This window comes from Pantoea sp. X-Soil-YNGN-785 (assembly GCF_059730585.1).
In genome coordinates this window covers 493,135-516,939 of record NZ_AP035943.1, presented here as the reverse complement: position 1 = coordinate 516,939, position 23,805 = coordinate 493,135, and the positions used below count along the sequence as shown (strand labels likewise).

Sequence of the window (23,805 nt, the reverse complement as noted above, 5' to 3'; positions counted from 1 at the left end):
CATGACGCCCAAAACATTGATTCTCGCCCTGGCACTGGCCTGGGCGACGCCGCTGCTCGCCGCCGATCAGCCTGTCATCGCCTCAGCCGGGCCGTGGCCCGTCGATTTTATCAAAGGTGCGGACATCTCTTCACTGGCAGAGCTCGAGAAGCAGGGCGCGAAATTCTACAACGCGGATAATCAGCAGCAGGATGCTATCGCCATTCTGAAAGCCAGCGGCATCAACACTATCCGGCTGCGGCTATGGGTCGATCCCACAGACGGCAGCGGTCACACATACGGCGGTGGCGGCAACGATCTGGCGACTACGCTGGCGCTGGCGAAGCGGGTTAAAGCGGCGGGACTGAAGCTGCTGCTGGATATCCATTACAGCGATTTCTGGACCGATCCCGGTAAGCAGTTCAAGCCCAAAGCCTGGCAGTCGCTGGCTTTTCCGCAGCTGGAAACGCGGGTGCATGACTATACCCGCGACACTATCGCCCGTTTTAAAGCGGAAGGGGTGCTGCCGGATATCGTGCAAATTGGCAACGAGCTTAATGGCGGCATGCTCTGGCCGGAAGGCAAGAGCTGGGGCCAGAACGGCGGCGAATTTGATCGGCTGGCGGGCCTGCTCAAGGCGGGCATCAGCGGGTTGCGCGAAAACCTCAGCGATCCGCATCAGGTGAAGATCATGCTGCATCTGGCTGAGGGTACTAAAAACGATACCTTCCGCTGGTGGTTCGATGAAATCGTTAAGCGTGATGTGCCGTTCGATGTGATTGGCCTGTCGATGTACACCTACTGGAACGGCCCCATCAGCGCCCTGAAAGCCAACATGGATGATATCTCCCGGCGCTATGACAAAGACGTGATGGTGGTGGAAGCGGCCTATGGTTACACGCTGGAAAACTGTGACAACGCCGAGAACAGTTTCCAGGCAAAAGAGGAGCAGGCAGGCGGCTATCCCGGCACGGTCGCGGGGCAGGCGGCCTATCTGCATGACCTCATTAAAGCGGTGCTGGCGGTGCCGGACCATCGCGGCAAGGGCGTGGTCTACTGGGAACCGGCGTGGATCCCCGCGCCCGGCAATACCTGGGCTACGCCCGCCGGCATGAAATATATCCACGACGAATGGAAACAGGGTAACGCCCGCGAGAACCAGGCGCTGTTTGACTGTCACGGCAAGGCGCTGCCTTCGCTACAGGTTTTTCATTAACTTATCAGCATTAACGCTGATCTCTTCCTCTGAGGAACAGGTATGAATAAATTTCCCCCGCTGAGCGCCCGGGTTAACCGGCTGCTGCATGGTGCTGACTACAATCCGGAACAGTGGGCGCACCAGCCGGGCATTATTGATGACGACGTTGCGATGATGAAGCAGGCGAACTGTAACGTAATGTCAGTGGGTATTTTCAGCTGGGCGAAGCTGGAGCCTGAAGAGGGGCGCTATGAGTTTGGCTGGCTGGATGAGGTGATCGATACGTTGTGGCTGCAGGGGATTTCCGTGTTTCTCGCCACACCGAGCGGGGCACGTCCGGCCTGGATGTCGCAGGCGTATCCGGAGGTATTGCGGGTGGGGCGCGATCGCGTTCCCGCCTTGCACGGTGGCCGTCATAACCACTGTATGACCTCGCCGGTTTATCGCCAGAAAGTGCAGGCGATGAATAGCCGCCTGGCCGCGCGTTACGCGCATCATCCGGCGGTGGTCGGCTGGCATATCTCTAATGAGTATGGTGGTGAGTGTCATTGCGATCGCTGTCAGCAGGCCTTTCGCGGCTGGCTGCAGCGTCGCTATGAGACGCTGGAGAAGCTGAATCTCGCCTGGTGGAGTGATTTCTGGAGTCATACCTACACAGAGTGGTTACAGATTGCGTCGCCTGCTCCGCAGGGCGAAATGTCGATTCATGGTCTGAATCTGGACTGGCGGCGGTTTATGACCGATCAGGTCACTGACTTCTGTCGGGAGGAGATTAAGCCGCTGAAACAGGCGAATCCCGATCTGCCCGCGACCACCAATTTCATGGAGTATTTCTACGACTACGATTACTGGAAGCTGGCACCGGCGCTGGATTTTATCTCCTGGGACAGCTACCCGATGTGGCACAACGAGAAGGATGAGACCACGCTCGCCTGTTACACCGCGATGTATCACGATTTGATGCGCACCCTGAAGCAGGGTAAACCGTTTGTATTGATGGAATCGACGCCGGGATCAACGAACTGGCAGCCGACCAGTAAGCTGAAGAAGCCGGGGATGCATATTCTCTCTTCACTGCAGGCAGTGGCGCATGGTGCGGACGCGGTGCAGTATTTCCAGTGGCGCAAGAGTCGGGGGTCGGTCGAGAAGTTTCACGGAGCGGTGGTCGATCATGTCGGTCATATTGATACGCGAACCGGGCGTGAAGTGAGTGAGCTGGGCCGGATGCTGGCAGCGATGACGCCGGTGATGGGCAGTCGGGTTGAGGCGCGGGTGGCGATTATTTTCGACTGGGAGAGTCGCTGGGCGATGGATAACGCGCAGGGTCCGCGCAATCTCGGCCTTCATTATGAGCACACGGTGAACGAGCATTATCGGGCGTTCTGGGAGCAGGGCGTTGCGGTAGATGTGATTAATGGCGACAGCGATTTCAGTGGTTACGATCTGGTGATTGCGCCGATGCTCTATATGGTGCGCGACGGTTTTGCCGCGCGAGCAGAAGCGCATGTTGAGCGGGGCGGGCATTTCGTGGCCAGCTACTGGAGCGGCATCGTGAATGAGAGCGATCTCTGTTATCTGGGAGGATTCCCGGGTCCGCTGCGTCCGCTGCTCGGCATCTGGTCAGAAGAGATCGATAGTCTGACCGATGAGGAGTTTAACGGCGTGCGCGGGGTGCGTGGCAATGAGCTGGGGTTGAGCGGGCCATATCAGGCGCGGGAGCTTTGCGAGCATATTCATCTGGAAGGGGCCATGGCGCTGGCCAGTTACGAGAGTGATTTTTATGCCGGAACCCCTGCGGTGACGGTGAATCGGGTCGGTGAGGGTAAAGCCTGGTATATCGCGTCGCGTAATGATCTGCCGTTCCATCGGGATTTTTATGGTGCGCTGATTAAGCAGCTGGGATTGCCGCGTGCGCTGGCGACTGAGCTGCCGCCAGGCGTGGTGGTACAACGCCGTACTGATGGTGAGAAGGCTTTTCTGTTTGTGCAGAACTTTACGGGGCAGGCGCAGCAGTTATCGTTGCCTGCCGGGTTAAGGGATTTAATCGATGGCTCGGGTGTAGGGGGAACGCTGATGCTGGGGCCGTGGGGATGTCGGGTTTTGAGTGTGCTTCTGGAGCAATGATGAGCGCTGGCTCAGGGGGGATGTTGGCGCTTTCTGGCAGTCTGAGCACATGCTCAGGGGGTATATGCCTTCCGCAAAGGCGCAAAAGATGGCATCCCTGCCCGCTCAGCACGGGCAATTACGCACCTCATCCCTGAGGTGCGCCCGTTCCCGGGCCAACGCTTTGCGTTGTTCAAAAACGCTCCCGGCGTTTTTGTCCCTGGCCCGTGATGCTTTGCTACAGGCATATGCCCCCATCGCTTTTGAGACCGGACATTGTCTGTAGGAATAGCTGGGTTTTACTGTTGATGTAGGGCAGGTTTTTTAGAGCCTGATTGCAGGATGGGTGCAGGAAGCGTGTATATTTAGTGAGCAGTCCCGGGCATGTATCCCGCGTTTTCGTTTATCAGTGGTGAGTGGCGGGCAGCAGCCCGCCTTTTTATTATCTGAAGGAGAACAACATGGTGAGTCTGAAATCATTTAAGCAATATTTCAGTCGGCAGCCGCTGACGGTGGAAGAGCTTGAGGTAGACAGCGCGCTACTGGAGCGTCTGGTGAACTGTTTTGGCGGGCGTGACAATATTCAGCAGGTGGATGCCTGTTTAACGCGGCTGCGGGTAAAGGTGACGTCGCTGAAGGCGGTAGATACGGCGGGATTACAGAAGGCGGGCGCGATTGGCGTGGTGATCCTGGGGCATGAGGTGCATGCGATCTTTGGTAAGCAGTCTGACCAGCTGCGTCAGCTGCTGGAAGAACGTTTCTTTAAACCGGAGTAACAGCCGCCAGTGAAATACGAATAAAAAAATGGATAACCGTCGCCGGTTATCCAAATAAGCCCCTGCATAAGAGCTTAGCAACGATCACAATGAGGAGACTGCTCGATTACCACCAGGCTTCGACCTGTACGCCGAAGTTCCAGGTGTTATTACTGGTGTTGTCTTTGAAGCTGTGTCCATCTTCTGAGTCATTCAGGTAAGAGGCAAACAGACGCAGTTCCGGACGTGACATAAATTCAGGACCGGCTGCCAGGCCTAGGGCCAGCGTATATTTCTGACCCGCCTGTTTGTAGTCGCTGCCCACCTTATTCTCATCTTTCTGCCAGAAGCTGCCGACTTCGCCGATGCCGCGAACATACTGCGTAAACTGATACTGACCACGACCCACCAGCGACAGCAGGGTGCTTTTGCTGGTCTGCGCGGTGATATCATCCGCCGATCCCCAGGTAAAGACCTGATTCAGGGAGAACTTATCGGTGATTGGGAGCAGACCGGTGTTAATCACGCGGTAGCCAGTGGCGTTTTGAGTATCATTCCACATGTCATACCAGCCGCCGCCCTGCGAAATCATGTTCTGCGCCAGACCTTTGTTGGCGTACTGGAACACCAGCTTCTGGTAGCCGCCCCACATGTCCTGACTGATTTCACTGGTGAGCATGACGCCGTTATCTGCGTCATACAGGCCACCATATTCTTTCTGTTTGTTGGTGGTGTTTGGCATGGCGTAATCGATACCAAATTCGGTCCAGGCACCGTTCCAGGGTTTCCAGCCGGCATAGCGAAGATCGAGGTAGTTAATGTTGACGTCGTTGTCGCCATCGACACGGTAATCCACGTCATTCGCATCGCCACGAATCCAGGCAAAGGAGATAGCGCCCGGACCGAGCGTGTAGTTTTCGATACCGGCACCTGACCCCGAGATGTTCCAGTACTTGGTATCAATGATGTGCAGATCGTGACGCTGGTAGTAGCGTTTACCGCCCCAGATCACCGCATCTTTATCACCCGGCACCAGTCCTTTGATCTGCAGGTTGAGCTGACGCAGGCCAAACTGCGCATCATCGCCGAAGGTGGTTTCGTTATCGTTTGAGCCGTCGGAGAACATACTGACCATGGTGTCGACGTAAAAACTGACATCATCCTTTTTGTAGACTTCGCTGCCCAGCTCAACCTCGCCATAAGTGTCGGCTTCATTGCCGAGACGGCCAACCTTGTTCTTTTGATACTCCTCAATACCGCCATCCTGTGAGACGCCCACGCCACCACGCAGATAGCCATGGAAATCGATGTTGTCGATGGCGGCATAGAGCGTCGGGGAGGTCAGGGCCGCAGCAAGCGCCACAGCAGCAGTACGTAACCTTGTTTCCATGTTATCCTCAATTTTATTTGTAATACGTTCACATGACAGCGGCAGTAAACGCCTTTTGTCGGATGAGTGACAAATAAAATCGCGATAATGTGTGATGCACTGCAAATAAAGTGACGCAATCTGTAACGATTAGTGAATCAGATCACCAAATTTCACAATGTGAAGGTATTACTTTTGCTTTTTATTCGCGCAATGTGACTGCAGTAGTCTGGCTGACATCAGGGCTGTGATAACATTCCGCCATCGGTAATCAGGGATGCGAATTATGAAATCAAAAAATGCCACCTTAGAGGATGTCGCCCGTCATGCTGGCGTGTCGTATCAGACGGTATCAAGGGTTCTGAATAAGTCGGCAAACGTCTCGGAATCAACGCGTCGCAAGGTGGAACACGCAATTGAGACGCTGCGCTACGTCCCTAACCGGCTGGCGCAGCAGCTGGTGGGCAAGCAGAGCACAACACTGGGTCTGGTAACGACGTCGCTGGCATTGCATGCGCCCTCCCAGGTGGCCGCTGCGGTTAAACGTTATGCGAATGCTGCGGACTACCAGGTGCTGATCGCGATGATTGATGAGAACGTCAATCAAAGTTTGCAGGATTGCATCAATGAGCTGAAGTCTCAGCGGGTGGATAAAGTGATCATCAATGTCCCGCTGGAGAGCAGCGCTGCTGAGCAGGTTGTGCAGGAGAACGACGATATTCTCTGTCTGTTCCTTGATGTTGATCCCTACAGCGCAGTGTTTAACGTTTCGTTTAACCCGGCTGATGGCACGCGTGCCAGCGTTAAATATCTCTATGAGCAGGGGCATCGCGAGTTTGCACTACTGGCGGGTCCTGAGCAGTCGGTCTCCGCCAGGCTGCGCTTAAAGAGCTGGCTCGACACGCTGGAAAGCTACCGTCTGAAGCCGGTCAGCATCAGCCACGGTAACTGGGATGCGCAGAGTGGTTATAATGGCGTGCTGCAACTGCTGCGTGAAGCGCCGGAGTTCAGTGCACTGCTGGTGGGCAACGATCAGATGGCGCTGGGTGTGCTGAGTGCGCTGCATCAGCGCGGTGTGGCGGTGCCTGGGCAGATTTCGGTGATTGGCTACGATGACACCTATGAAAGTGCCTTTTTCCATCCGGCGCTGACCACGGTGTCGCTGGATCTCGATTTGCAGGGCAAAGAGGCGGTTGCGCGTCTGTTACTGGCCAGTGAGCAGGATGAGCAGCGTTCCTCCTCAATTCTGCCGGCAAAGCTGGTGGTGCGCAGCTCGACCGGTATCGCCGGACAACAGCAGCGAGATTTAAAGCAGATTGCAGAACAACTACGGCTGATTGCCAGCCGGCTTGAGTAGCAGGGGCCAGACAAAGATAAAAAAGCATAACAACACACCGCTGCTATGCTCAGATCAGGATAACGCTTCTGAATGTCAGAAAAATTACCCATTGCCTGAGCTGGTCGGTAAACGGGCACTTTTATTACCTGTAAGCCAGCCGGCATGCTCAGCCCGATTCCTCTCCATCCAGGATGTGACACTATGCTGTGGCTTGAACAGGGACTTTACCTCAGGATCGAAGAATTAGCGCATGGCCCCCGGCCGCTGCCGCTTTCCAGTGGCTTTACCCCGCAGACCGCTTATCGCGCGCTGGGCTGCTTTAACCCCTCTGAAACCTCGGATGCTTATTACATTCTTTCAAATGACCGCGACGAAATCTGGTTTATCTGCAACCGGCATCTTAGAACCGTTTTTCTTGATGCCAGCAACACGGCATTTCGGGTGAAAATGCAGGAGCCAGCAGAAAGTCTGCCCGTCCTCTCTGCTGCACATGAAGGGCGTATCGTTTCCATCGAGCGGCCAGCCTGATTTAACAGCCTGCGCGGACGATGACAGATCAGATAATAAAAAAGCCGCCATCACTGGCGGCCCTGACTACGTTTAAGAATAAGTGTGACCTGTAATTCTTCCTATAGCGCTTTTTAATTCGCGGGGGCGGTCTTCATTGCCGGGCGCTGTGGCAGGACCACCAGAAAAGCGATGATGATCAGTGCCAGCGTCAGCGAGGCGCCATAGCGGCTCAGTGCGAGTCCGCCCGAAGCAAGGGGTTTATCCAGGAAGTCACCGACAACCGCACCCAGTGGCCGGGTCAGGATAAAGGCTGCCCAGAACAGCGCGGTGCGTGACAGGGAGGTAAAGCGACTTGCCGCCCAGATGATCGCCAGCGCGCCGACAAACAGCAGGATCCCGCCATCATAACCCAGGCCTTCGCTGTCTGCCGTCCAGTCACCCAATGCGGTGCCCAGTGTCTGAGAAAACATAATGGTGACCCAGTAAAAACTCTCAGTAACACCGTTGCTTACCGAACTCACTGCAACCGTTCCACAGGTCATTTTCCAGAGGAAAAGAGAGAGGATCAGCAGAGTGCTCAGCAGCAGCGTACCGCCCAGATAACCAATGTTCAGTGAGCGATCGGCAAAGTCTGCCATCGTTGTACCGACGGTGGTCGTTGCCACGACGGTGAACCAGTAGATCCATTTATTGAAGCTGTTGCGATTGATCTGCACCACGACAGCGACCAGAAAGATGATGGCGAAAATCAGTGTTCCGGTCAGGTAACCGAGATTCATCGACATCGTCACCGCATCGCCGCCGGTTTCACCCAGGGTAGTCGCAGCGATTTTGGTCAACCAGAACGCCGCGGTAACGGCCGGCACTTTACTCAGAGCGTGAGAAGCTGTGTTGTTATTTTGCATAGGGTGATACTCCGGAAAAGCCCAACATGGGCTAATACAGCGGGGATGTTATAGGATTATTCTTAAGGAAAGATTAAGCTGGAGGCGAGTCGAGAGAAATTTTTGATGGGCTTTTTACTGCTGCTCTGAGAATAGAAATGCGCCACGATGTGCAGTTTTTTACAGGCTAAGCGCCATTATTATTCTGTTTTAAAGGCGTTTTTATACATCTTTCCTGCTATTAAATCGTCACAGCCCTGAAGGAATTTTCAGAATGGCTCAGATGGCTCTCTCTGTCAGCACATCATCTATGAGTAAAAAAATTAACAAATTGTGAGGCGCAATTAATTGCCAGCATCATAGCCTTTTCGGCCCGGCTATCTTTTCCCCCGTCATTCAGCCAGCGGGAATGTTATCACTGAGCGCCCCCCAAAACCCGCAGGGCTTTACTGAAGCAGCGATGTTCAGCCGGTTTCATGGTTCACAGCCCTCAGACAATATGCTGTGATTAAAGATTATGCCCCGATGAGCCGATATAAACAGGCTAATACTTCTGATACTGCAGCCTGACAGCTTTGCGTAATGCCACAGGAGAGGGCACCTCAGAAACCGCTGCCGGAAAGGCCTCAGTTTCCGCCAGCATTTATCACGGCCCGCAATACTGAACCTTTATGCATAGCCTCCCTCAGCTACAGGCAGGCATTAACGGTTATAATCAGGTCTGTAGCGACGTGTATTGAACTTATTTAAAATCGTCAGCAACGTCGGAGCCGGCCGCCATGAACCCAATGATCAAACCTTCTTTTACCGCTGTTTGGTCTACGGATGCCCAGGGGATCTGCATCGCCAGTCAGGAAACTCCTGCGGGTCTGATGCCTGAACTTAAGGGCGTGACGCTGAGTTCATGGCTAAGTCTGGCGCAGGCTGACGACGATGCAAAGATCGCGCTGCAGCTGACTGCAGCCCTGGAATTGCTGACGCCTTTCCATATTGAAGTGCCGATCCATTGTCTGGATGGCAAGACGCGTCGGGTCCTTGTTTCCGGCCTGCCGGATTGCCAGCCTGGCACCTCCCATCTGCAGTACAACGGCTTTATTCTGGATGTGACCGGGCAGCGTAAAGCACTGGAAGATGCGCTGCGCACGGCGGCGGAATATCGCCTTCTGATTGAAAACAGTACCGATCTGATTGCCCATTGTGACGCGGAAGGCAGATACGTATCAATTTCTCCCTCTTACAGCGAAATCATAGGCTGGACCACCGAAGAGGTTGTGGGGCAACTGGTGGTGGATTTCCTGCACCCGGATGACCGCGAATTAGCCACCGAAGCGCTGGGATGTATCTTCAGCGGCGGGGTACTGCCGGATGTTGTTGAGGTGCGCAAACTGCATCGCGACGGCCATTACATCTCACTGGGTACCAAAGCCTGTGGCGTCATCAATCCTAATTCAGGAAAAAATATTGGTGCCGTGCTGGTATCGCGCGATATCACGCGGGACAAAGAACGGATGCGTAATCTTGAGAAGCTGGCAACCCTGGACACGCTGACCGGGCTGCACAATCGTGCCTGGATTAACGAGAAGGTGGGATTCATGCTGGCGCAGGCAGACGATCAGGCCTATACCACTGTGATGTTTATCGATTTGAATGGGTTCAAGGCGGTGAACGATTTGATGGGTCACGCGACCGGCGATGCCCTGCTGCAACAGGTCAGTGAACGGCTGCGACACTGTATGCGTCCGGGCGATTCAGTGGCGCGTCTGGGTGGCGATGAGTTTGTCGTGGCTGCTAAGTGCAGCAATCACGAAGCCGCATCCGCGATTGCCCTGCGGATTATTGACAGTCTGCAGGCACCTTTCGCCATCGATAATATGGATGTTCGTATTGGCGCGGCGATTGGTATCAGCCTTGCCCGCTTCGGGACAGCAACGGCCAAAATGTTATTCGAAAACGCAGATAAGGCGATGTACCAGGCTAAAGCACGACGTGATGGTTCTTATCAGTTTTTTGAGCCAGCAGGGGAGTAGCCGTTGTATATGATGGCGGGTCTCCGCTTTCACTCCTGTCAGGCTTATCCTGAACTTATCTGCTCATCACCCTGCGCTATCATGCAGGAACGGTGCTCAGGCTAAGTTCATGCAGATTCTTCGTCATCCCGCCCTTCATCATAACCCGCCTGTGCCTGTTCCATGGCGCCTCCATGTTGCTTTGCCCAGTTCACCAGCGCGACAAAAGGCTCCTGCAATGTCCGGCCCAGCGGCGTAATCGCATATTCGACCGCCACTGGCGATGAAGCAATCACGCGGCGGCTCACCAGTCCGTTGCGTTCCAGCCGGCGTAATGCCTCTGTCAGAGATTTATGGGTGATGGGGTCGAGCCTGCGCTTGATGGCATTAAAACGCGAGGGCTGAGAGCACAATACGGTGAGGATTAAAACCGACCACTTATTCGCTACCTGTTCCAGGACAGGGCGGGTGCTGTTGATCTCGGCCAGTAGCTGAGTGATGTCAGTAGCCATGAGGTTTCCTTGAGGATATCTGGTGTACATCAGGTGCGTAATTGACACTAAATATAATAAATATACCATCAGGTGTCTAACCTCTATCCGGAGTCGCAATGATGAAACTGAATGGAAAAGTCGCCCTTGTCACCGGGGGTAATAGCGGTATCGGCCTTGCTGTCGCTCGTCGTTTTGCAGAGGAAGGTGCACGCGTGTTTATCACCGGCCGGCGGGAAGCACAGCTGGCTGAGGCAGTCGCACTGATCGGCGGTCAGGTCGAGGCCATTCAGGGCGATATCACCCGCACAGACGACCTTGCGCGTCTGTTCGAAACCCTTGGCACCCAAGCGGGTCGCCTCGATATCCTCGTCAACTCTTCAGGTGTGTCTGAACCGGCCAGCCTGGAGGAAACCACGGAAGAACACATCGATCGCGCTTTTAATCTGAATGTGCGAGCCATGGTGCTGACGGTGCAGCATGCGGTGCGATTGATGGGTGAGGGCGGCAGTATCGTGCTGTTGGGTTCCGTTGCAGGCGCGATAGCGAATCCCGGTTATGGCAGCTATTCCGCCAGCAAGGCTGCGGTACGGTCTTATGCACGCACCTGGAATAGCGAGCTGGCACCGCGCGGCATCAGGGTTAATACGCTGAGTCCTGGTCCTACCAACACGCCGATGTTTGACCGGGCCAGCGATGAAGTCAGGCAGACGCTGACCGCCCGGATCCCGGCAAAGCGGCTGGGACACCCTGAGGAAGTAGCGGCTGCGGCACTGTTTCTGGCTTCAGATGAAAGCAGCTATATCAGTGGCACCGAGCTGGTCATTGATGGCGGGATGATTGCTTAGGAGATTTTCGTCGAGTGATGGGGGATGGCTTAATGGCATGGCAGGGAGGGTTTGGACTCATTAAGACGCTCCCCCGATAAGAATGTGTCTAAGACTGATATTTATACCCTTAGATTTGTTCTGGTCCGTCTTTACTGTTCAGAGTCAGAAGTCAGTCCGCAGCGTAAAATCATATTGCGTCAGTTTATTATTTCTGCAGGTTTTTCACTTTCGGGAGACCAGTAACCCCCACTGCCATGATAGGTTTCAGCTCCCAGCACGAACGTGGTTCCGCAATGATTACAGGCGAAATGGTAATCAACGATATCCCCCCAAATCATCTGTTCAGCACATTCTGTAAAGGTAAACTGATTACAGTTTTTGGTGGTTGTAACTTCGGAAATTATCTCCTCTTTAAGCGCGTTATGTGCAATACGTATAGCTCGGCTCAACTGGCGAGGTTCTCGAATAATGTATTTAACACAGAGATCCTGACAGTACTTACAACTCATTCTGTAAAACCTCCTTTTTACCTGAATGTTCAGGTGAAGCGCTATCGCCGGGCGCTGCCTATCACTTCTGAAGAGGCAGTCGCTATCTCTTCGGAAAACTATAAATGTGTTCTATGCAATGATGTGTATTCATTGTGAAGCAGAACGTCGGTCCATAATCTCTTTCACGTAATGCTCAATACCAATGTGATGTTCACGGTTTATTGCAGAAATAAATGTCTGAAGGAAATCTGATGCTGAGTGAAGTGTATTTACAATCAGTTTATCGAAGTCTTTCTGGGTAAATCGGTCATAGCCTTTGAGCGTCGAGCGCTGAAGCAAGGTATGCGCAGTAATTTCGAGAACCGCGCGTCTGTAATCATCGGAAAGCAGAATATCAAGATCGTCCCGGCTGATCTCAAAGTCAAAGTTATAGCTCATGAAACCAGAATCGACAGGCAGTGAGTAGGTCAGCTTCCCATCCTCCAGTGTCACATGAGGCTCATATCCCTCACCCATAAGGTGTACTGACTGCATATTCATCTCCTATATTTTACTGGCGCTGGTTATTGCTAAAACGATTTCATTAATTGAAATCATTAATCAGACAGATTGAAGAGGGTTCTTAATCCCTGATGACTGCATGAATATCTCAGCCTTCCCTGACAGTTATCGAACCCGTTCCCCAGAACAGCATGACTGACTTTAACGACTAAGCGCTGCTTATCCCCTGACTTCCGTCCTGGCCTCCGCGACCACCCAGACCACCAGACCCGCCAGGGCCCGCGTTTCCGCCGTTTCCGCCTTTCCCACCTGGTGAGTTGTCGGACGATCCGCCGTTACCACCATTTCCTCCGTTAGCATCCCTGTTCGTATTTTTATAGTGATTATGGTGATGGTGTTGAGTGCCGGGTTCTGCACCAGCACCGTCGCCACCATTCCCGCCACGGCCTCCATTTGAAGCTCCATTGCCGCCGTTGCCGCCATTCAGACAATCGGTGCCAGAAACGCCATTCCTGCCATTCTGACCATCAGGGGAACCGCTTTGATCATCCAGACCATTCTGGCTTTCGCAGGCAGTGAGTTGCGTAGTGAGTAGGATCTGAGTATTCGCTGATACCGGCAGGCAAAATATCCCGAGCGAGAAGGAGACGAGGGATAATAAATGTCGGAACCTGAACATTGTTAATTCATCCTCCTGGTTGATGGTCACCCGCCACAGCCATGCCCTCAAAGGGCAGCAAGAATGGCGGCTTCCATTTTCTCCGGCGTGGTGGTTGGTGCAAATCGTTTAATCGGTTTACCGTCGCGCCCGATCAGAAACTTAGTAAAATTCCACTTAATACGACCACCCAAAACGCCGGGTAATTCATCTTTCAGGTAATGAAAAATCGGGTGCGTTGAGGTGCCATTGACATTCACTTTGCCAAACATCGGAAAACTTACCCCGTAGTTAATGTGGCATGTCTGCGCAATTTCGTCGGCTCCGCCAGGTTCCTGATTCCCAAACTGATTGCAGGGAAAACCCAGTACCACCAGCCCCTGATCGGCATATTTTTTGTAGAGGGTTTCGAGGCCGGCGTATTGTGGCGTGAATCCACAGTGACTGGCGGTGTTAACGACCAGCACGATCTTGCCAGCGAAGTCGGACATCGGTACAGGCTGGCCGTTCAGGCTGGTGGCTGTGAGTTTATAAAAGGCAGACATGTTGTAATCCTCAGTGCGGAAACTGTTTTACGCCAACATTAGCACAGAGCACATGAGGAAAGTGGAACATGGAGAGCAGGTACTGAGTGAGAAGGCCCGGCATCCGGATTTCAGACGTTATCGCCAGGCGCTGATGATTATTTCCGCTTCTGATGTAAATCCTGGTTGTTATTCATGATGAATTTTAACCACGACCTTACCCTTTGCATGTCCCTGTTGAAGCCAGTTAAGAGCATCCTGAGTTTCTGCAAAAGGGAACACACGGTCGATCACTGGCCTGATTTTTCCAGCTTCAATTAAATTGCTCATCTGCCCCAGCTGGTTGCCATCAGGACGAACAAAAAGAAAGGAATAATCCAGACCGCGCTTTTTTGACAGTCGCAAAATCCTGCGGCTCATCAGGCCAAATATCATCCGCAGAACGATATTGAGTTGTCTGGTACGCGCAAAATTAACGTCTAAAGGCCCTATCAGAGAGACTATTTTTCCGCCTGGCTTGAGGATGTTCATAGATTTCTCAATCGAATCACCCCGAAGCGTGCCGAGGACAAGATCAAAGCCACTCAGCACGTTTTCGAATTCCTGCTTTTTATAGTCAACGACTTGATCTGCGCCCAGCTGACTGACCCACTCCACATTAGCTGAACTGGTCGTCGTCGCGACCTTTGCGCCAAGATATTTCGCCAGCTGAATCGCAAAGCTGCCAATTCCTCCCGAACCTGCCGGAATGAACACCTTCTGCCCTGGCCGCAGACGGGCTCTCTCTGTGAAAGCCTGCCAGGCGGTGAGGCTGACCATCGGGAGCGAAGCAGCCTGAACGAAATCCAGATTTTCAGGTTTGATGGCCGCGAGACTTTCAGGGACCAGGGCAAACTCGGCCAGTGAGCCGTTGCCCCTGTCGAAAATGCTGGCGAACACTTCATCACCCGGACTAAAACGCGTTACCTGACTTCCTGTTGCAATAACCACACCCGCCAGATCACTGCCCAGAGTCGCTGGAAGTTTAAAATGTAAAACCGGTTTGAATATTCCCGTAGGGATCATGTTGTCTATGGGATTCAGACCCACAGCATAAACTTTCACCAGGATTTCATTGGGACCGGGGCTAGGGTAATCCACATTATCAAATCCCAGCTCAGGTGATTTTCCGTAGCGTTTAAACGTAAAGGCTTTCATCATGCTGGTTTTCATTTATTCATGCTCTCCAATAACACCCAGACCGTAGCCCGTTCCGAAAATTTCATTTTCAGATTCTCGTATCGAGCTGAAGGCTGTTCCGCACGACCTTATCCAGCAGGGTTGCAGGCGCAAAGCGGAGGACGAAATTCAGTTTTGCTGCGAGCGTTCCCGCCGTGTAGCGTATTTTTGGCCGTGAGGACTGGGCCGCTTTAAGCACCACCGCAGCCACGACCTCCGGACTTTCCGCTTCAGCCATTGCCTTACCGACCACTTTCTTCAACTTAGCCCGGATGAGTTCATACTCTTCAAGCTTCGCATCCGGTTCGATATTGTGGACTTCAAACTGCGTTTTTATGTATGCCGGCTCAATGACAGAAACCCTGATGCCCTGGGTGCGCAGTTCATGATCAAGTGCGCCTGTATACCCCTCGACCGCATGTTTACTGGCCGCATAGAGTGCGACATAGGGCAGTGGCACGACCCCCAGAATGGAACCGATATTGATGATGCGCCCGCTGCCCTGGCGACGCATGTAAGGCAGTACGGCGCGTGTCAGCCTGACGATACCCATGAAGTTTGTGTCGAAGATATGCTGCGCCTGTTCGACAGAACTCTCTTCCGCCGCTGCCGGAGCGACGCCAAAGCCTGCGTTGTTCACCAGCAGGTCTATTCGACCCTCAAGCTGCATCAATTCGTAAATAACACCCTCTACCGAAACGTCGTCAGTCACATCAAGAGCGAGTAATGGAAAGGGCTGTTTACTCGCCTGTGGGCCACGACGGCTGGTGCCATACACTTTATAACCCGCTGCTAAAAGTTTGTTCGCAGAGGCTTCACCAATGCCAGAAGAGGCGCCGGTCACCAGTGCTACACGTTTTTGGCTCATTCTGAGTACGCTCTTGTAATAGGGTTCGGAGGAATAACTGATTTAATGATGATGATCATAATCAATAAAGTCAACTTGTTTGATTATGATCATCATCAATGTATGCTTGGGTTCTGTTTCAGGAGGAAAAAACATGAAAGTGTCTAAAGAGCAGGTTCGCGAAAACCGGTTGCGGATCGTTGAAACGGCGTCAGAGCTTTTTCGTGAGCGTGGTTACGATGGGGTAGGCGTCGCTGAACTGATGTCAGCCGCCGGGTTAACACATGGCGGTTTTTACAAGCATTTTGGGTCGAAAGCGGATTTGTTAGCTGAAGCGATGAGTTGTGGTTTCACGCAGTCGGCAGAAAAAACCGAAGGGGTAAGTCGGGAAGCGTTTATTGAGTACTACCTTTCCCGTCAGCATCGCGATGACATGGGAAAGGGGTGCGTGATGTCGGCTCTGGGCACCGATGCAGCCCGGCAGTCTGAATCAATCCGCGAGACATTTGCGGCCGGGATTGAACGACAGATTGCCATCCTGGAATCCCAAAATGTCACGCGGGCAGAGCTGATAAATACCATTGCGCAGCTTGTTGGTGCATTGATGCTTTCGCGAGCCTGTCCGGATGGTTCCGGACTCGCTGATGAGATTCTGGAGGTCTGCCGGGCGCGTTTGCTCCGTCCTGATGCCAGTGGGATTTGAGCGGTGCTTTTCCGTTTAACTGGAACGAAGCCAATGTGACACAGGCTAGACTGCCCAGCCTGCTGGCATCTCATTTGCGGCAGCGGGAGCGCGTAATCCGGACTTCCCGTTCCGGATAGAGGTTCCACCAACAGGTTTCCAATCAGTCGATCACCCACCTGGTACAGTGACTTATGACTCAGCCATTATCGCGGAATCCGGGATAAAGACTCATTCCGCCATCAATAAACAGTGTGGTGCCGTGAACATAGTCGGAAAGGTCACTGGCCAGCCAGACCACCGCATTCGCCACATCTTCCGCCGCACCGATACGTCCGTAAGGGATGAGTTTTAACAGCGCTTTGCCCGCTTCGCCCTGAGTAGTTTCTTCGTTAATAGCGGTTGCGATAGCGCCAGGTGCGACTGAGTTTACGCGTATACGGTCTTCACCCACTTCCTGTGCCAGGCTTTTCATCAGTAAATCAACCCCGCCTTTTGAGGCAGCGTAGTTAACATGTCCGGCCCAGGGAATGAGCTGATGCACCGAGCTCATGTGAATGATCTTACCTACAGCCCGGCTGATCTCCGGGCGGTGCGCCTGGTCACGAAACTGACGCAGCGCAGCCCGAGCGCAAAGGAACTGCCCGGTCAGGTTCACATCCAGGACGGTATTCCAGTCTGCAAGCGACATCTCAATGGAAGGCGCATCTTTCTGCAGCCCTGAGTTCGCCACCAGAATATCCAGCCTGCCAAATTCAGCAATCGTCTGAGCAAAGAGATTTTCTACGTCAGCTTCCTTTGAGACATCACCCTTTACCGCAATGGCGCGTCCACCGTCTGCACGGATTTTGTCAACCAGTTCTTCGGCAGGTTCCGCCTGGCTGTGGTAGTTAACCACCACACCGGCACCAGCTTTGGCGAGTGCTTCTGCACAGGCATAGCCGAGACCTGAGCTGGCGCCGGTAACCAGCGCAACCTGATTTTCGAGTGATAAGATCATGAGGCTTCCTTAATTCTGTTAATGATGAGCGTCTTAACATGGACGAGTGCATAGGCCTGAGTCACTGAATTATAGATGCGAAGTGCAGGGTTGCCCGTGGTTTCGCCTGACATGCAGGGTCGGAAGGAGTTGATCCATAACAGCCGGTAATGAACTTAAAGCGTCTTTACCACCATCCCAGCCGCAGCCAGCATCATAATGGCTCCGGCTGAACGGAAAACGAGTCTCTGCGCTTTTGCACTGGTCAGAAGATGACGAATCCTGAGCGCGGCCAGAATAAAAACCGCACCAACACTTAACAGCACGAACACGGTAAGTGGAACCAGAATTCCTCCCCAAATCTGTAGCGAGACATTATCCAGAGAGATAACCAGAGGCAGTATCGCCAGATAGAAAGCGATGGTTTTAGGGTTCCCAAGCGTGATGGTCAGCCCTGAAAACCAGGCTGACGCCAGTTCTCGTTTTGTCGCTTTCTGGTCAATATTTATTGCCCGAGGCTGGTGGCACCAGAATTGCCATGCAAGCATGAATAAATAGAGTGAGGCAGCCCAGTTAATCATCGTGAAGACGGCGGTATAGCTATGAGACATCACTGCCAGGCCAAACACCGCAACAGATAAATAAATTAAATCCCCGAGAATAAGGCCAGCCAGCATGGTAAAGCCAGCTACCGCACCACCACTCACGCTGCGAGCGACTAATGCGGTCATTCCCGGCCCCGGAATTGCGGCGGCTAAACCGAGTGCAGTCATATAAGATATTATCAGAGCAATATCTGACATAATTCTTCCTTCCATAATATTATTTGAAGAGAGAGGATGTTTAATACTTTAAAAAAATGGTCTGTCCGTGATTTATTTAAAATAAGATCACGACATACACTCAATCTGAATTCAGTTTTCCACTTTTGCTATTCGTAATAACACGTTGAAAAAGTAAATATATTATGTCGCAATAAGCGGGAAAATTGTTACCTATATCATTTACTCAATACTGATTTTGTGGTAAGAATTACCCTTTATCAGTGCTATAACGAAAGGAATTTCCGACTATGACCCTAAGTCCGACAGATATGAAAATCCTCGAGATTTTACAGGACGATGCTCGCGTCACTAACCAGGTTCTGGCAGAAAAGATAAACCTCTCAGCTTCTCCCTGCTGGCGCAAAGTGCGCAGGCTTGAGGAAGAAGAAGTGATTCAGGGCTATCGTGCTGTTCTTGACCGCAAGAAAATCGGTCTGGGCGTGATGGTTTTCATTCGGGTCGTCATTGACAGTCATAGTGAGGCCGAGGCCAGAAAGTTCGAAGAAGAAGTAAGTGCGCTGGAGGACGTGGTGGCCTGCTATAGCATCGGTGGAGATGCCGACTTTCTGCTACAGGTTGTAGCATCGGATCTGGACTCCTATGCTGATTTCGCAATGTCAGTGGTACGCAGATTGCCAGGCATTAAAGAAATGCAGAGCATGTTTGTGCTTAAAGAGATCAAACCCCTCGTTTCTTATCCTATTAAGAAAATCGCTGAGTAGACTAACGCCGCCGGGACAGCCCGCGACAGAATATTTAGTTAATAGTCCAGATGTCAGTTACATCAGCATTAGAAGAATTTTACTGCATAAAAAAAGCCCTCAGGACTTGCTCAGCCATAAAGTCCATGCTTTACCGCGTCGATAACTGTTGTACCGGGATCTGCCGGGGCATTGATTGTTTTCACCACGGAAAAAATATGAAACTTAATCATTTTACGATAGGGCAAAGACTCAGTGTGATGGCCGCCATCCTGCTACTGGCGACCCTGCTTGTCGGTTTGCGAGGCATTACCCTGAATACTCAGGCTTTGCAGAAAAATACCGACATCATGGCAAGCGAAACGCGTGTCGCGGAGAGCATTGATACTGCACGTAATGCACAGGTTCAGTTTAAAATTCAGGTACAGGAGTGGAAAAACACCCTGTTACGCGGCACACAAGGCATGCGTGTTTTCGAAAAATACAAAGCGGCCTTCCTGGCGCAGAGTGATAAAACTCAGGCGCTACTCCATCAATTGCTGATACTGCAACCCGAACTGGGGATGGATACGACCCAGGTGAAACAGACGATCGAGCTACACGCTCAGCTCAGACAAAAATACCTGGTTGCGTTGCAAAACTACGACATCCAAAACCTCGCGAGCGCCCAGCTGGTTGATGGTCAGGTCAATGGCATCGATCGTGAGCCGACCAAAATGATTGATGACGTGGTTCATCGTACGCTGGCACATGCCCAGAAGCTCAATGAACAGATGACGGCGCAAAATCTCGCCCAGTATCAGGAAACCCGCATGACCTTATGGATCGCGATGGCGGGTATTTTGCTTTCCGGCGTATTAATCACTGCCTGGTTAATCCGCAGCATTACCCATCCATTGCGCGAAGCTGTCAACATTGCGCGCACAGTAGCTTCAGGCGATCTGCAGACCGTGATTCGCCCCAGCGGACGCGACGAAACCGCAGAGCTGATGACGGCGTTGCGAGAAATGAATATCAGCCTGACTTCCATCGTCTCTGGCGTTCGCACCGGCACGGAGAACATCGCCTCAGCCTCTGTTCAGATTGCCCAGGGCAGCCAGGAACTCTCCTCGCGTAATGAAGCGCAGGCAGGCGCGCTTGAAGAAACTGCAGCCTCCATGGAGGAACTGACTTCGGTGGTGAAAAATAACGCGCAGAACGCCTCTCATGCCAGCAGCATTGCACATGATGCCCGCTCCATTGCGGGTCAGGGCGGCAACGTGGTGGAAAAAGTCGTCCACACCATGAGCGAAATCCAGCAGTTCTCAAACGAAATTAACCAGATCATTACAGTCATTGATGGTATCGCTTTCCAGACCAATATTCTGGCCCTGAATGCTGCGGTCGAAGCGGCGCGTGCGGGTGCCGAAGGTCGTGGTTTTGCAGTAGTCGCGGCGGAAGTCCGTGCTCTGGCACAGCGCTCAGCAAAAGCGGCGAAAGATGTGCGTATCCTGATCGAACGTTCTGTGAATTCAATCGGGCAGGGCAACGAACTGGTTCAACATGCCGGTACGACAATGGAAGAGATTATTTTACGCATTCATCAGGTCAGTGAGCTGATTGAAAACGTTTCGTCGGCCAGTAACGAGCAAAGTGTCGGTATCGATCAGGTTAATCTGGCGGTCACCCATATGGACGCAGCCACGCAGCAAAACGCCGCGCTTTCTCAGCAGTCCACTGCTGCGGCGCAGGCTTTACAAGCGCAGGCTGAAATGCTGCTTGCCAGCGTAAGCGTGTTTAAAATTAGTCCTGCACGTGCTTAATCTTTGATGTCAGGGCAGGGTACTTCACGATATCTTGCCCTGACAGTTTTCAGCGTAAATAGAAGCCCGGTTCTGAATATTCATTCACAACGCTCAGCGCAACAGGAATAGCAACCCCGCTTCGCATTATGTATCTGAACATAACTCACCTGCGGATCGGCAAAAAAACGGCGCAGCAGAACTTCAGCAAAATTTCCTTCAGCTATGTCTGCCGCTATTAAAAAGTGTTTTTCATCATAAGCACGTAATGACAGCACTCTGTTGTGCAGGACTTCAGGTAATTCATTGTGGTAAATGCCTTGTTGGGTGCATCCCTCCCAGACATAAATCGCGTGCGTGCCAAAATAGGGTGTGTCTGCAGCCTGATAAATATGATTGATCAGAAGGGCGGTTTCACCTGCAGGAATATCACACAATGAGATTCTGTCGGGATAACCAGGATAGCTCTCCACCTTTTGACGTATTGCGTTGTGTTCTTTCAGATAGCTATCGCTCTGTCCAAAAAGATGAGTAAATGGCCCGGCATCCAGACCTGAGATTTTAAAATTCATGATATCGCCTGTCGTTTTCAGCAGTGAAGAATGACGTTATCGGATATCGTTTGGTGAGACTCGCCGTTTTCGGTCAGGGATTTTTGGGAACGAGACTGTCAGGGAATTGCACTAGATGTGTCCCCCCCCTCAGCCAGCTTTGACAACCTTACTCATGACAAACTTTTACGGATGTTAATACCTTTCCATCCGCGATAAGCCGTCAAATTGCCTTCACCTTTCTGCCCATCGCGCATCTCTGGTAACTTGTAAAAAATTCCCTGAACGCTACCCCGCTAACGACATATCCGTCACATAAAACAAAACTGCCATGTACTTTTTTGTGACAAATAACACAACCTCATTACATCCTCAGGCAGGGGCAAGATTTTATCGTGATAATGGTTTTACTTAGTACATTACTGTTTTACAGAGTACAACAAGCCGCTTTCTCCACTGCCCTTAAGCCGATGACAAAATTGTGAGGATCATCATGTCTGAAAAACAGCACATCACGACATTCTCTGCTGATATTGAGCAGCAGACCGTTAAGAAGGTGGTCTGGCGCATTTTGCCCTTTCTGATTGTCTGTTATCTGATTGCCATCATCGATCGCGGCAACATCGGAATGGCTTCGTTACAGATGAACGAAGATTTAGGGTTGTCGAAAGCCGTATTTGGTTTTGCAAGCAGCCTGTTTTTCGTGGGTTACTTCCTGTTTGAAGTTCCCAGTAACCTCGCCATGCAGAAAATTGGGGCAAAGATCTGGATCTCTCGCATCATGGTGTCGTGGGGCATTATTTCGGTCTGCACTGCTTTTGTTGAAAGTGCCAATACGCTCTACGTATTGCGCTTTTTACTGGGTGCAGCTGAAGCAGGATTTTTCCCTGGCGTAATTCTTTATCTGACGTACTGGATCCCGGGCAAGTACCGTGCGCGTGTGATTGCAACGTTCATGGTGGCAATCCCGGCGGCAAACTTTATAGGATCGCCTATCTCCGGTCTGATTTTGTCGCTCGACGGCTGGTTAGGCATGCGCGGCTGGCACTGGTTATTCATCCTGGAAGGTATTCCGGCGGTGATTCTGGGGATTGCCGCTTTCTTCTTACTCAGTAATCGTCCGACCGATGCCAGCTGGCTAAATCAGGAACAAAAAGCGTGGCTGAGCACGACTATTCAGGCAGAAAACGAGAAGAAAAAAGCGATTGGTCATATCTCGCTATGGCAGTTACTGCGTCATAAGCATATCTGGGTGATGGCACTGATTTATGCGGGGGCTTCTGCGGCGGGATCAACTCTGAGCGTCTGGTCTCCGCAACTGCTGAAATCGTTCGGGCTGGATAACTTCACAACCGGTTTAGTCAATGCGATTCCTTACGGTCTGGCATCCATTCTGATGATTGTATGGGGCAGAAGTTCTGACCGGAGCGGCGAGCGTCGCTGGCATACCGCGTTAACGCTGTTCCTGATTGCAGGTGGTCTGCTCTCCGCCTTTATCACCAACAGCCTGACCGGCAGTGTTGTCATCCTGTCACTGGTATTAATTGGTGCCTACTCAATGAAAGGACCTTTCTGGGCGCTGGCGTCGGGATGGATGTCTTCCACTACCGCTGCTGCGGGTCTGGCTGCTATCGGTGCGATGGCGAACCTGATTGGCGGAGGGTTAATGGTCAACGTTTACGGCATCATTAATCAGGCGACCGGCAGCCATACGCTGGCAATGATGCCACTGGCTATTCTCTGCGGCATCGGCGGTATTGCGGTGCTGGTTATGGGGCGCAAAAAAGAGTTAAACATCGAAGTTGACACTCACGCTTCGCCAGTCAGTAAATAACGTAGCATCACCTGCAGATGCTGAGCATTGCGTCTGCAGGTGAGTCCTTTCAGCTTTTACTGCCACAAGAACACTGTTTTAACTGCCAGAAAACTCAAGGCACATCCTGTGAACGTTCTTCCAAAGATATTAAGTCGTCGATAGACTCATTCAGCAGATACCAGATTAGGTTTTGTATTTCAGGTTCTAACTTTAAATAGTGATTTGACCCTACAAGTGAATTTAAATCCTCGCACATTAAAGTGATTGCTCAAAGCCTGCATCAGGCTGGAGCGAAGAAACAATTCCCTGTGGGCTAAAGCGTTAATATTATTGCCCTCAGAAAGTAGATATATCTGATGGAGCAATTTATATAATTCTTGTTTTACAAAGTTGGTGAGGGTTAATAAGAAAGTTCAGCAGTTGCTCAGGATCAGAAAAACAGGATGCAATCCAGGAAGCACTTCGTTTAAAAGGTGTGTGTCAGGCGTCAATACCTGCTGGAAAATCCATGATCCTAATCCCCGCCTGTTGAAGACAGAGCCATACCCGAACATAAGAGAACCGGTCTGATACAACGCACTGAAAAAACTCATTTTATCAGTCTGGCAGAATAACACGCCTGCTTAGTCATGTTCGCCACAATCAGGCATAACAAAACCACAATTTTAATGGCTCTGTTCATCCAGACCAGCCGGGCGCTGGTTAATATGCGGGCTATAGGTATTAACGTCCAAAAACATGTATACAAGCTATGAAACAGATCAACAC

At 51.9% G+C, this 23,805-nt stretch carries 22 protein-coding genes; 11 read left to right on the top strand and 11 right to left on the bottom strand.

Features of this window, described 5'->3' with window-relative positions; translation table 11 throughout:
• Position 1 precedes the first annotated feature (1 nt).
• The 3 genes from AC6I8E_RS21050 to AC6I8E_RS21040 all read left to right on the top strand — a co-directional run bounded on the left by AC6I8E_RS21050 (position 2) and on the right by AC6I8E_RS21040 (position 4,056).
• Entirely contained in the window at positions 2-1,195 is a 1,194-nt protein-coding gene (locus tag AC6I8E_RS21050) for a glycoside hydrolase family 53 protein (RefSeq protein ID WP_497824781.1), read from the top strand.
• 42 nt (positions 1,196-1,237) lie between these two features.
• Positions 1,238-3,301: a beta-galactosidase gene (locus tag AC6I8E_RS21045; protein ID WP_497824780.1), complete on the top strand. Its 2,064-nt coding sequence runs from the start codon at positions 1,238-1,240 to the stop codon at positions 3,299-3,301.
• Between the two features lie 440 nt (positions 3,302-3,741).
• A complete protein-coding gene (locus AC6I8E_RS21040; protein ID WP_095708039.1) occupies positions 3,742-4,056 on the top strand; it encodes a PTS sugar transporter subunit IIB in 315 nt (104 codons plus the stop codon).
• Between the two features lie 106 nt (positions 4,057-4,162).
• Here AC6I8E_RS21040 and AC6I8E_RS21035 read toward each other — a convergent pair whose 3' ends face one another.
• Positions 4,163-5,425, bottom strand: coding sequence for a maltoporin (locus AC6I8E_RS21035; RefSeq protein ID WP_095708040.1), 1,263 nt, complete (start codon positions 5,423-5,425; stop codon positions 4,163-4,165).
• A gap of 265 nt (positions 5,426-5,690) precedes the next feature.
• Between AC6I8E_RS21035 and AC6I8E_RS21030 the strand changes: the two genes are divergently transcribed.
• Positions 5,691-6,761 (top strand): LacI family DNA-binding transcriptional regulator, encoded by a 1,071-nt coding sequence (locus tag AC6I8E_RS21030; RefSeq protein ID WP_095708041.1) that lies wholly within the window; start codon positions 5,691-5,693, stop codon positions 6,759-6,761.
• 183 nt (positions 6,762-6,944) lie between these two features.
• Entirely contained in the window at positions 6,945-7,271 is a 327-nt protein-coding gene (locus AC6I8E_RS21025; protein ID WP_013196093.1) for a hypothetical protein, read from the top strand.
• A gap of 113 nt (positions 7,272-7,384) precedes the next feature.
• Here AC6I8E_RS21025 and AC6I8E_RS21020 read toward each other — a convergent pair whose 3' ends face one another.
• Positions 7,385-8,158: a COG4705 family protein gene (locus AC6I8E_RS21020; RefSeq protein WP_095708042.1), complete on the bottom strand. Its 774-nt coding sequence runs from the start codon at positions 8,156-8,158 to the stop codon at positions 7,385-7,387.
• Positions 8,159-8,916: 758 nt separating this feature from the next.
• Here AC6I8E_RS21020 and AC6I8E_RS21015 point away from each other — a divergent pair.
• Positions 8,917-10,164: a diguanylate cyclase domain-containing protein gene (locus AC6I8E_RS21015; RefSeq protein WP_497824779.1), complete on the top strand. Its 1,248-nt coding sequence runs from the start codon at positions 8,917-8,919 to the stop codon at positions 10,162-10,164.
• Positions 10,165-10,271: 107 nt separating this feature from the next.
• Here AC6I8E_RS21015 and AC6I8E_RS21010 read toward each other — a convergent pair whose 3' ends face one another.
• Entirely contained in the window at positions 10,272-10,655 is a 384-nt protein-coding gene (locus tag AC6I8E_RS21010; RefSeq protein ID WP_033784966.1) for a winged helix-turn-helix transcriptional regulator, read from the bottom strand.
• 98 nt (positions 10,656-10,753) lie between these two features.
• Between AC6I8E_RS21010 and AC6I8E_RS21005 the strand changes: the two genes are divergently transcribed.
• Positions 10,754-11,482, top strand: coding sequence for an SDR family NAD(P)-dependent oxidoreductase (locus AC6I8E_RS21005; RefSeq protein WP_497824778.1), 729 nt, complete (start codon positions 10,754-10,756; stop codon positions 11,480-11,482).
• 620 nt (positions 11,483-12,102) lie between these two features.
• Here the strand turns inward: AC6I8E_RS21005 and AC6I8E_RS21000 are convergent.
• The 5 genes from AC6I8E_RS21000 to AC6I8E_RS20980 form a co-directional block, all read right to left on the bottom strand.
• Positions 12,103-12,489: a hypothetical protein gene (locus AC6I8E_RS21000; protein WP_147788935.1), complete on the bottom strand. Its 387-nt coding sequence runs from the start codon at positions 12,487-12,489 to the stop codon at positions 12,103-12,105.
• Positions 12,490-12,675: 186 nt separating this feature from the next.
• A complete protein-coding gene (locus AC6I8E_RS20995) occupies positions 12,676-12,909 on the bottom strand; it encodes a hypothetical protein (RefSeq protein ID WP_497824777.1) in 234 nt (77 codons plus the stop codon).
• Positions 12,910-13,182: 273 nt separating this feature from the next.
• Positions 13,183-13,659, bottom strand: coding sequence for a glutathione peroxidase (locus tag AC6I8E_RS20990; RefSeq protein ID WP_033784969.1), 477 nt, complete (start codon positions 13,657-13,659; stop codon positions 13,183-13,185).
• A 168-nt stretch (positions 13,660-13,827) separates the two neighbouring features.
• Positions 13,828-14,850, bottom strand: a complete 1,023-nt coding sequence (locus AC6I8E_RS20985) for an NADP-dependent oxidoreductase (protein ID WP_236262739.1) — start codon at positions 14,848-14,850, stop codon at positions 13,828-13,830.
• Positions 14,851-14,905: 55 nt separating this feature from the next.
• Positions 14,906-15,724: an oxidoreductase gene (locus AC6I8E_RS20980; protein WP_201251247.1), complete on the bottom strand. Its 819-nt coding sequence runs from the start codon at positions 15,722-15,724 to the stop codon at positions 14,906-14,908.
• A 133-nt stretch (positions 15,725-15,857) separates the two neighbouring features.
• Here AC6I8E_RS20980 and AC6I8E_RS20975 point away from each other — a divergent pair, with 133 nt between their 5' ends.
• The gene (locus AC6I8E_RS20975; protein WP_147789023.1) at positions 15,858-16,406 is read left to right on the top strand and encodes a TetR/AcrR family transcriptional regulator; all 549 of its coding nucleotides are present in this window, start codon (positions 15,858-15,860) and stop codon (positions 16,404-16,406) included.
• Between the two features lie 178 nt (positions 16,407-16,584).
• Here AC6I8E_RS20975 and AC6I8E_RS20970 read toward each other — a convergent pair whose 3' ends face one another.
• Together AC6I8E_RS20970 and AC6I8E_RS20965 are read right to left on the bottom strand one after the other, a co-directional pair.
• The gene (locus AC6I8E_RS20970) at positions 16,585-17,385 is read right to left on the bottom strand and encodes an SDR family oxidoreductase (protein ID WP_013196107.1); all 801 of its coding nucleotides are present in this window, start codon (positions 17,383-17,385) and stop codon (positions 16,585-16,587) included.
• Positions 17,386-17,540: 155 nt separating this feature from the next.
• Complete coding sequence (locus tag AC6I8E_RS20965) at positions 17,541-18,167, bottom strand: LysE family translocator (protein ID WP_013196108.1); 627 nt, start codon at positions 18,165-18,167, stop codon at positions 17,541-17,543.
• 269 nt (positions 18,168-18,436) lie between these two features.
• On the opposite strand from AC6I8E_RS20965, the gene AC6I8E_RS20960 reads away from it, so the two are divergent.
• A complete protein-coding gene (locus tag AC6I8E_RS20960; RefSeq protein WP_497824776.1) occupies positions 18,437-18,910 on the top strand; it encodes an Lrp/AsnC family transcriptional regulator in 474 nt (157 codons plus the stop codon).
• A 197-nt stretch (positions 18,911-19,107) separates the two neighbouring features.
• Positions 19,108-20,691, top strand: a complete 1,584-nt coding sequence (locus AC6I8E_RS20955; RefSeq protein WP_147788932.1) for a methyl-accepting chemotaxis protein — start codon at positions 19,108-19,110, stop codon at positions 20,689-20,691.
• Between the two features lie 80 nt (positions 20,692-20,771).
• Here AC6I8E_RS20955 and AC6I8E_RS20950 read toward each other — a convergent pair whose 3' ends face one another.
• The gene (locus AC6I8E_RS20950) at positions 20,772-21,242 is read right to left on the bottom strand and encodes a DUF1203 domain-containing protein (protein WP_147788931.1); all 471 of its coding nucleotides are present in this window, start codon (positions 21,240-21,242) and stop codon (positions 20,772-20,774) included.
• 472 nt (positions 21,243-21,714) lie between these two features.
• Here AC6I8E_RS20950 and AC6I8E_RS20945 point away from each other — a divergent pair, with 472 nt between their 5' ends.
• Positions 21,715-23,055 carry an MFS transporter gene (locus AC6I8E_RS20945; RefSeq protein ID WP_095708052.1) on the top strand — a complete coding sequence of 447 codons (1,341 nt, stop codon included), beginning with the start codon at positions 21,715-21,717 and terminating at the stop codon, positions 23,053-23,055.
• Positions 23,056-23,805 lie beyond the last annotated feature (750 nt).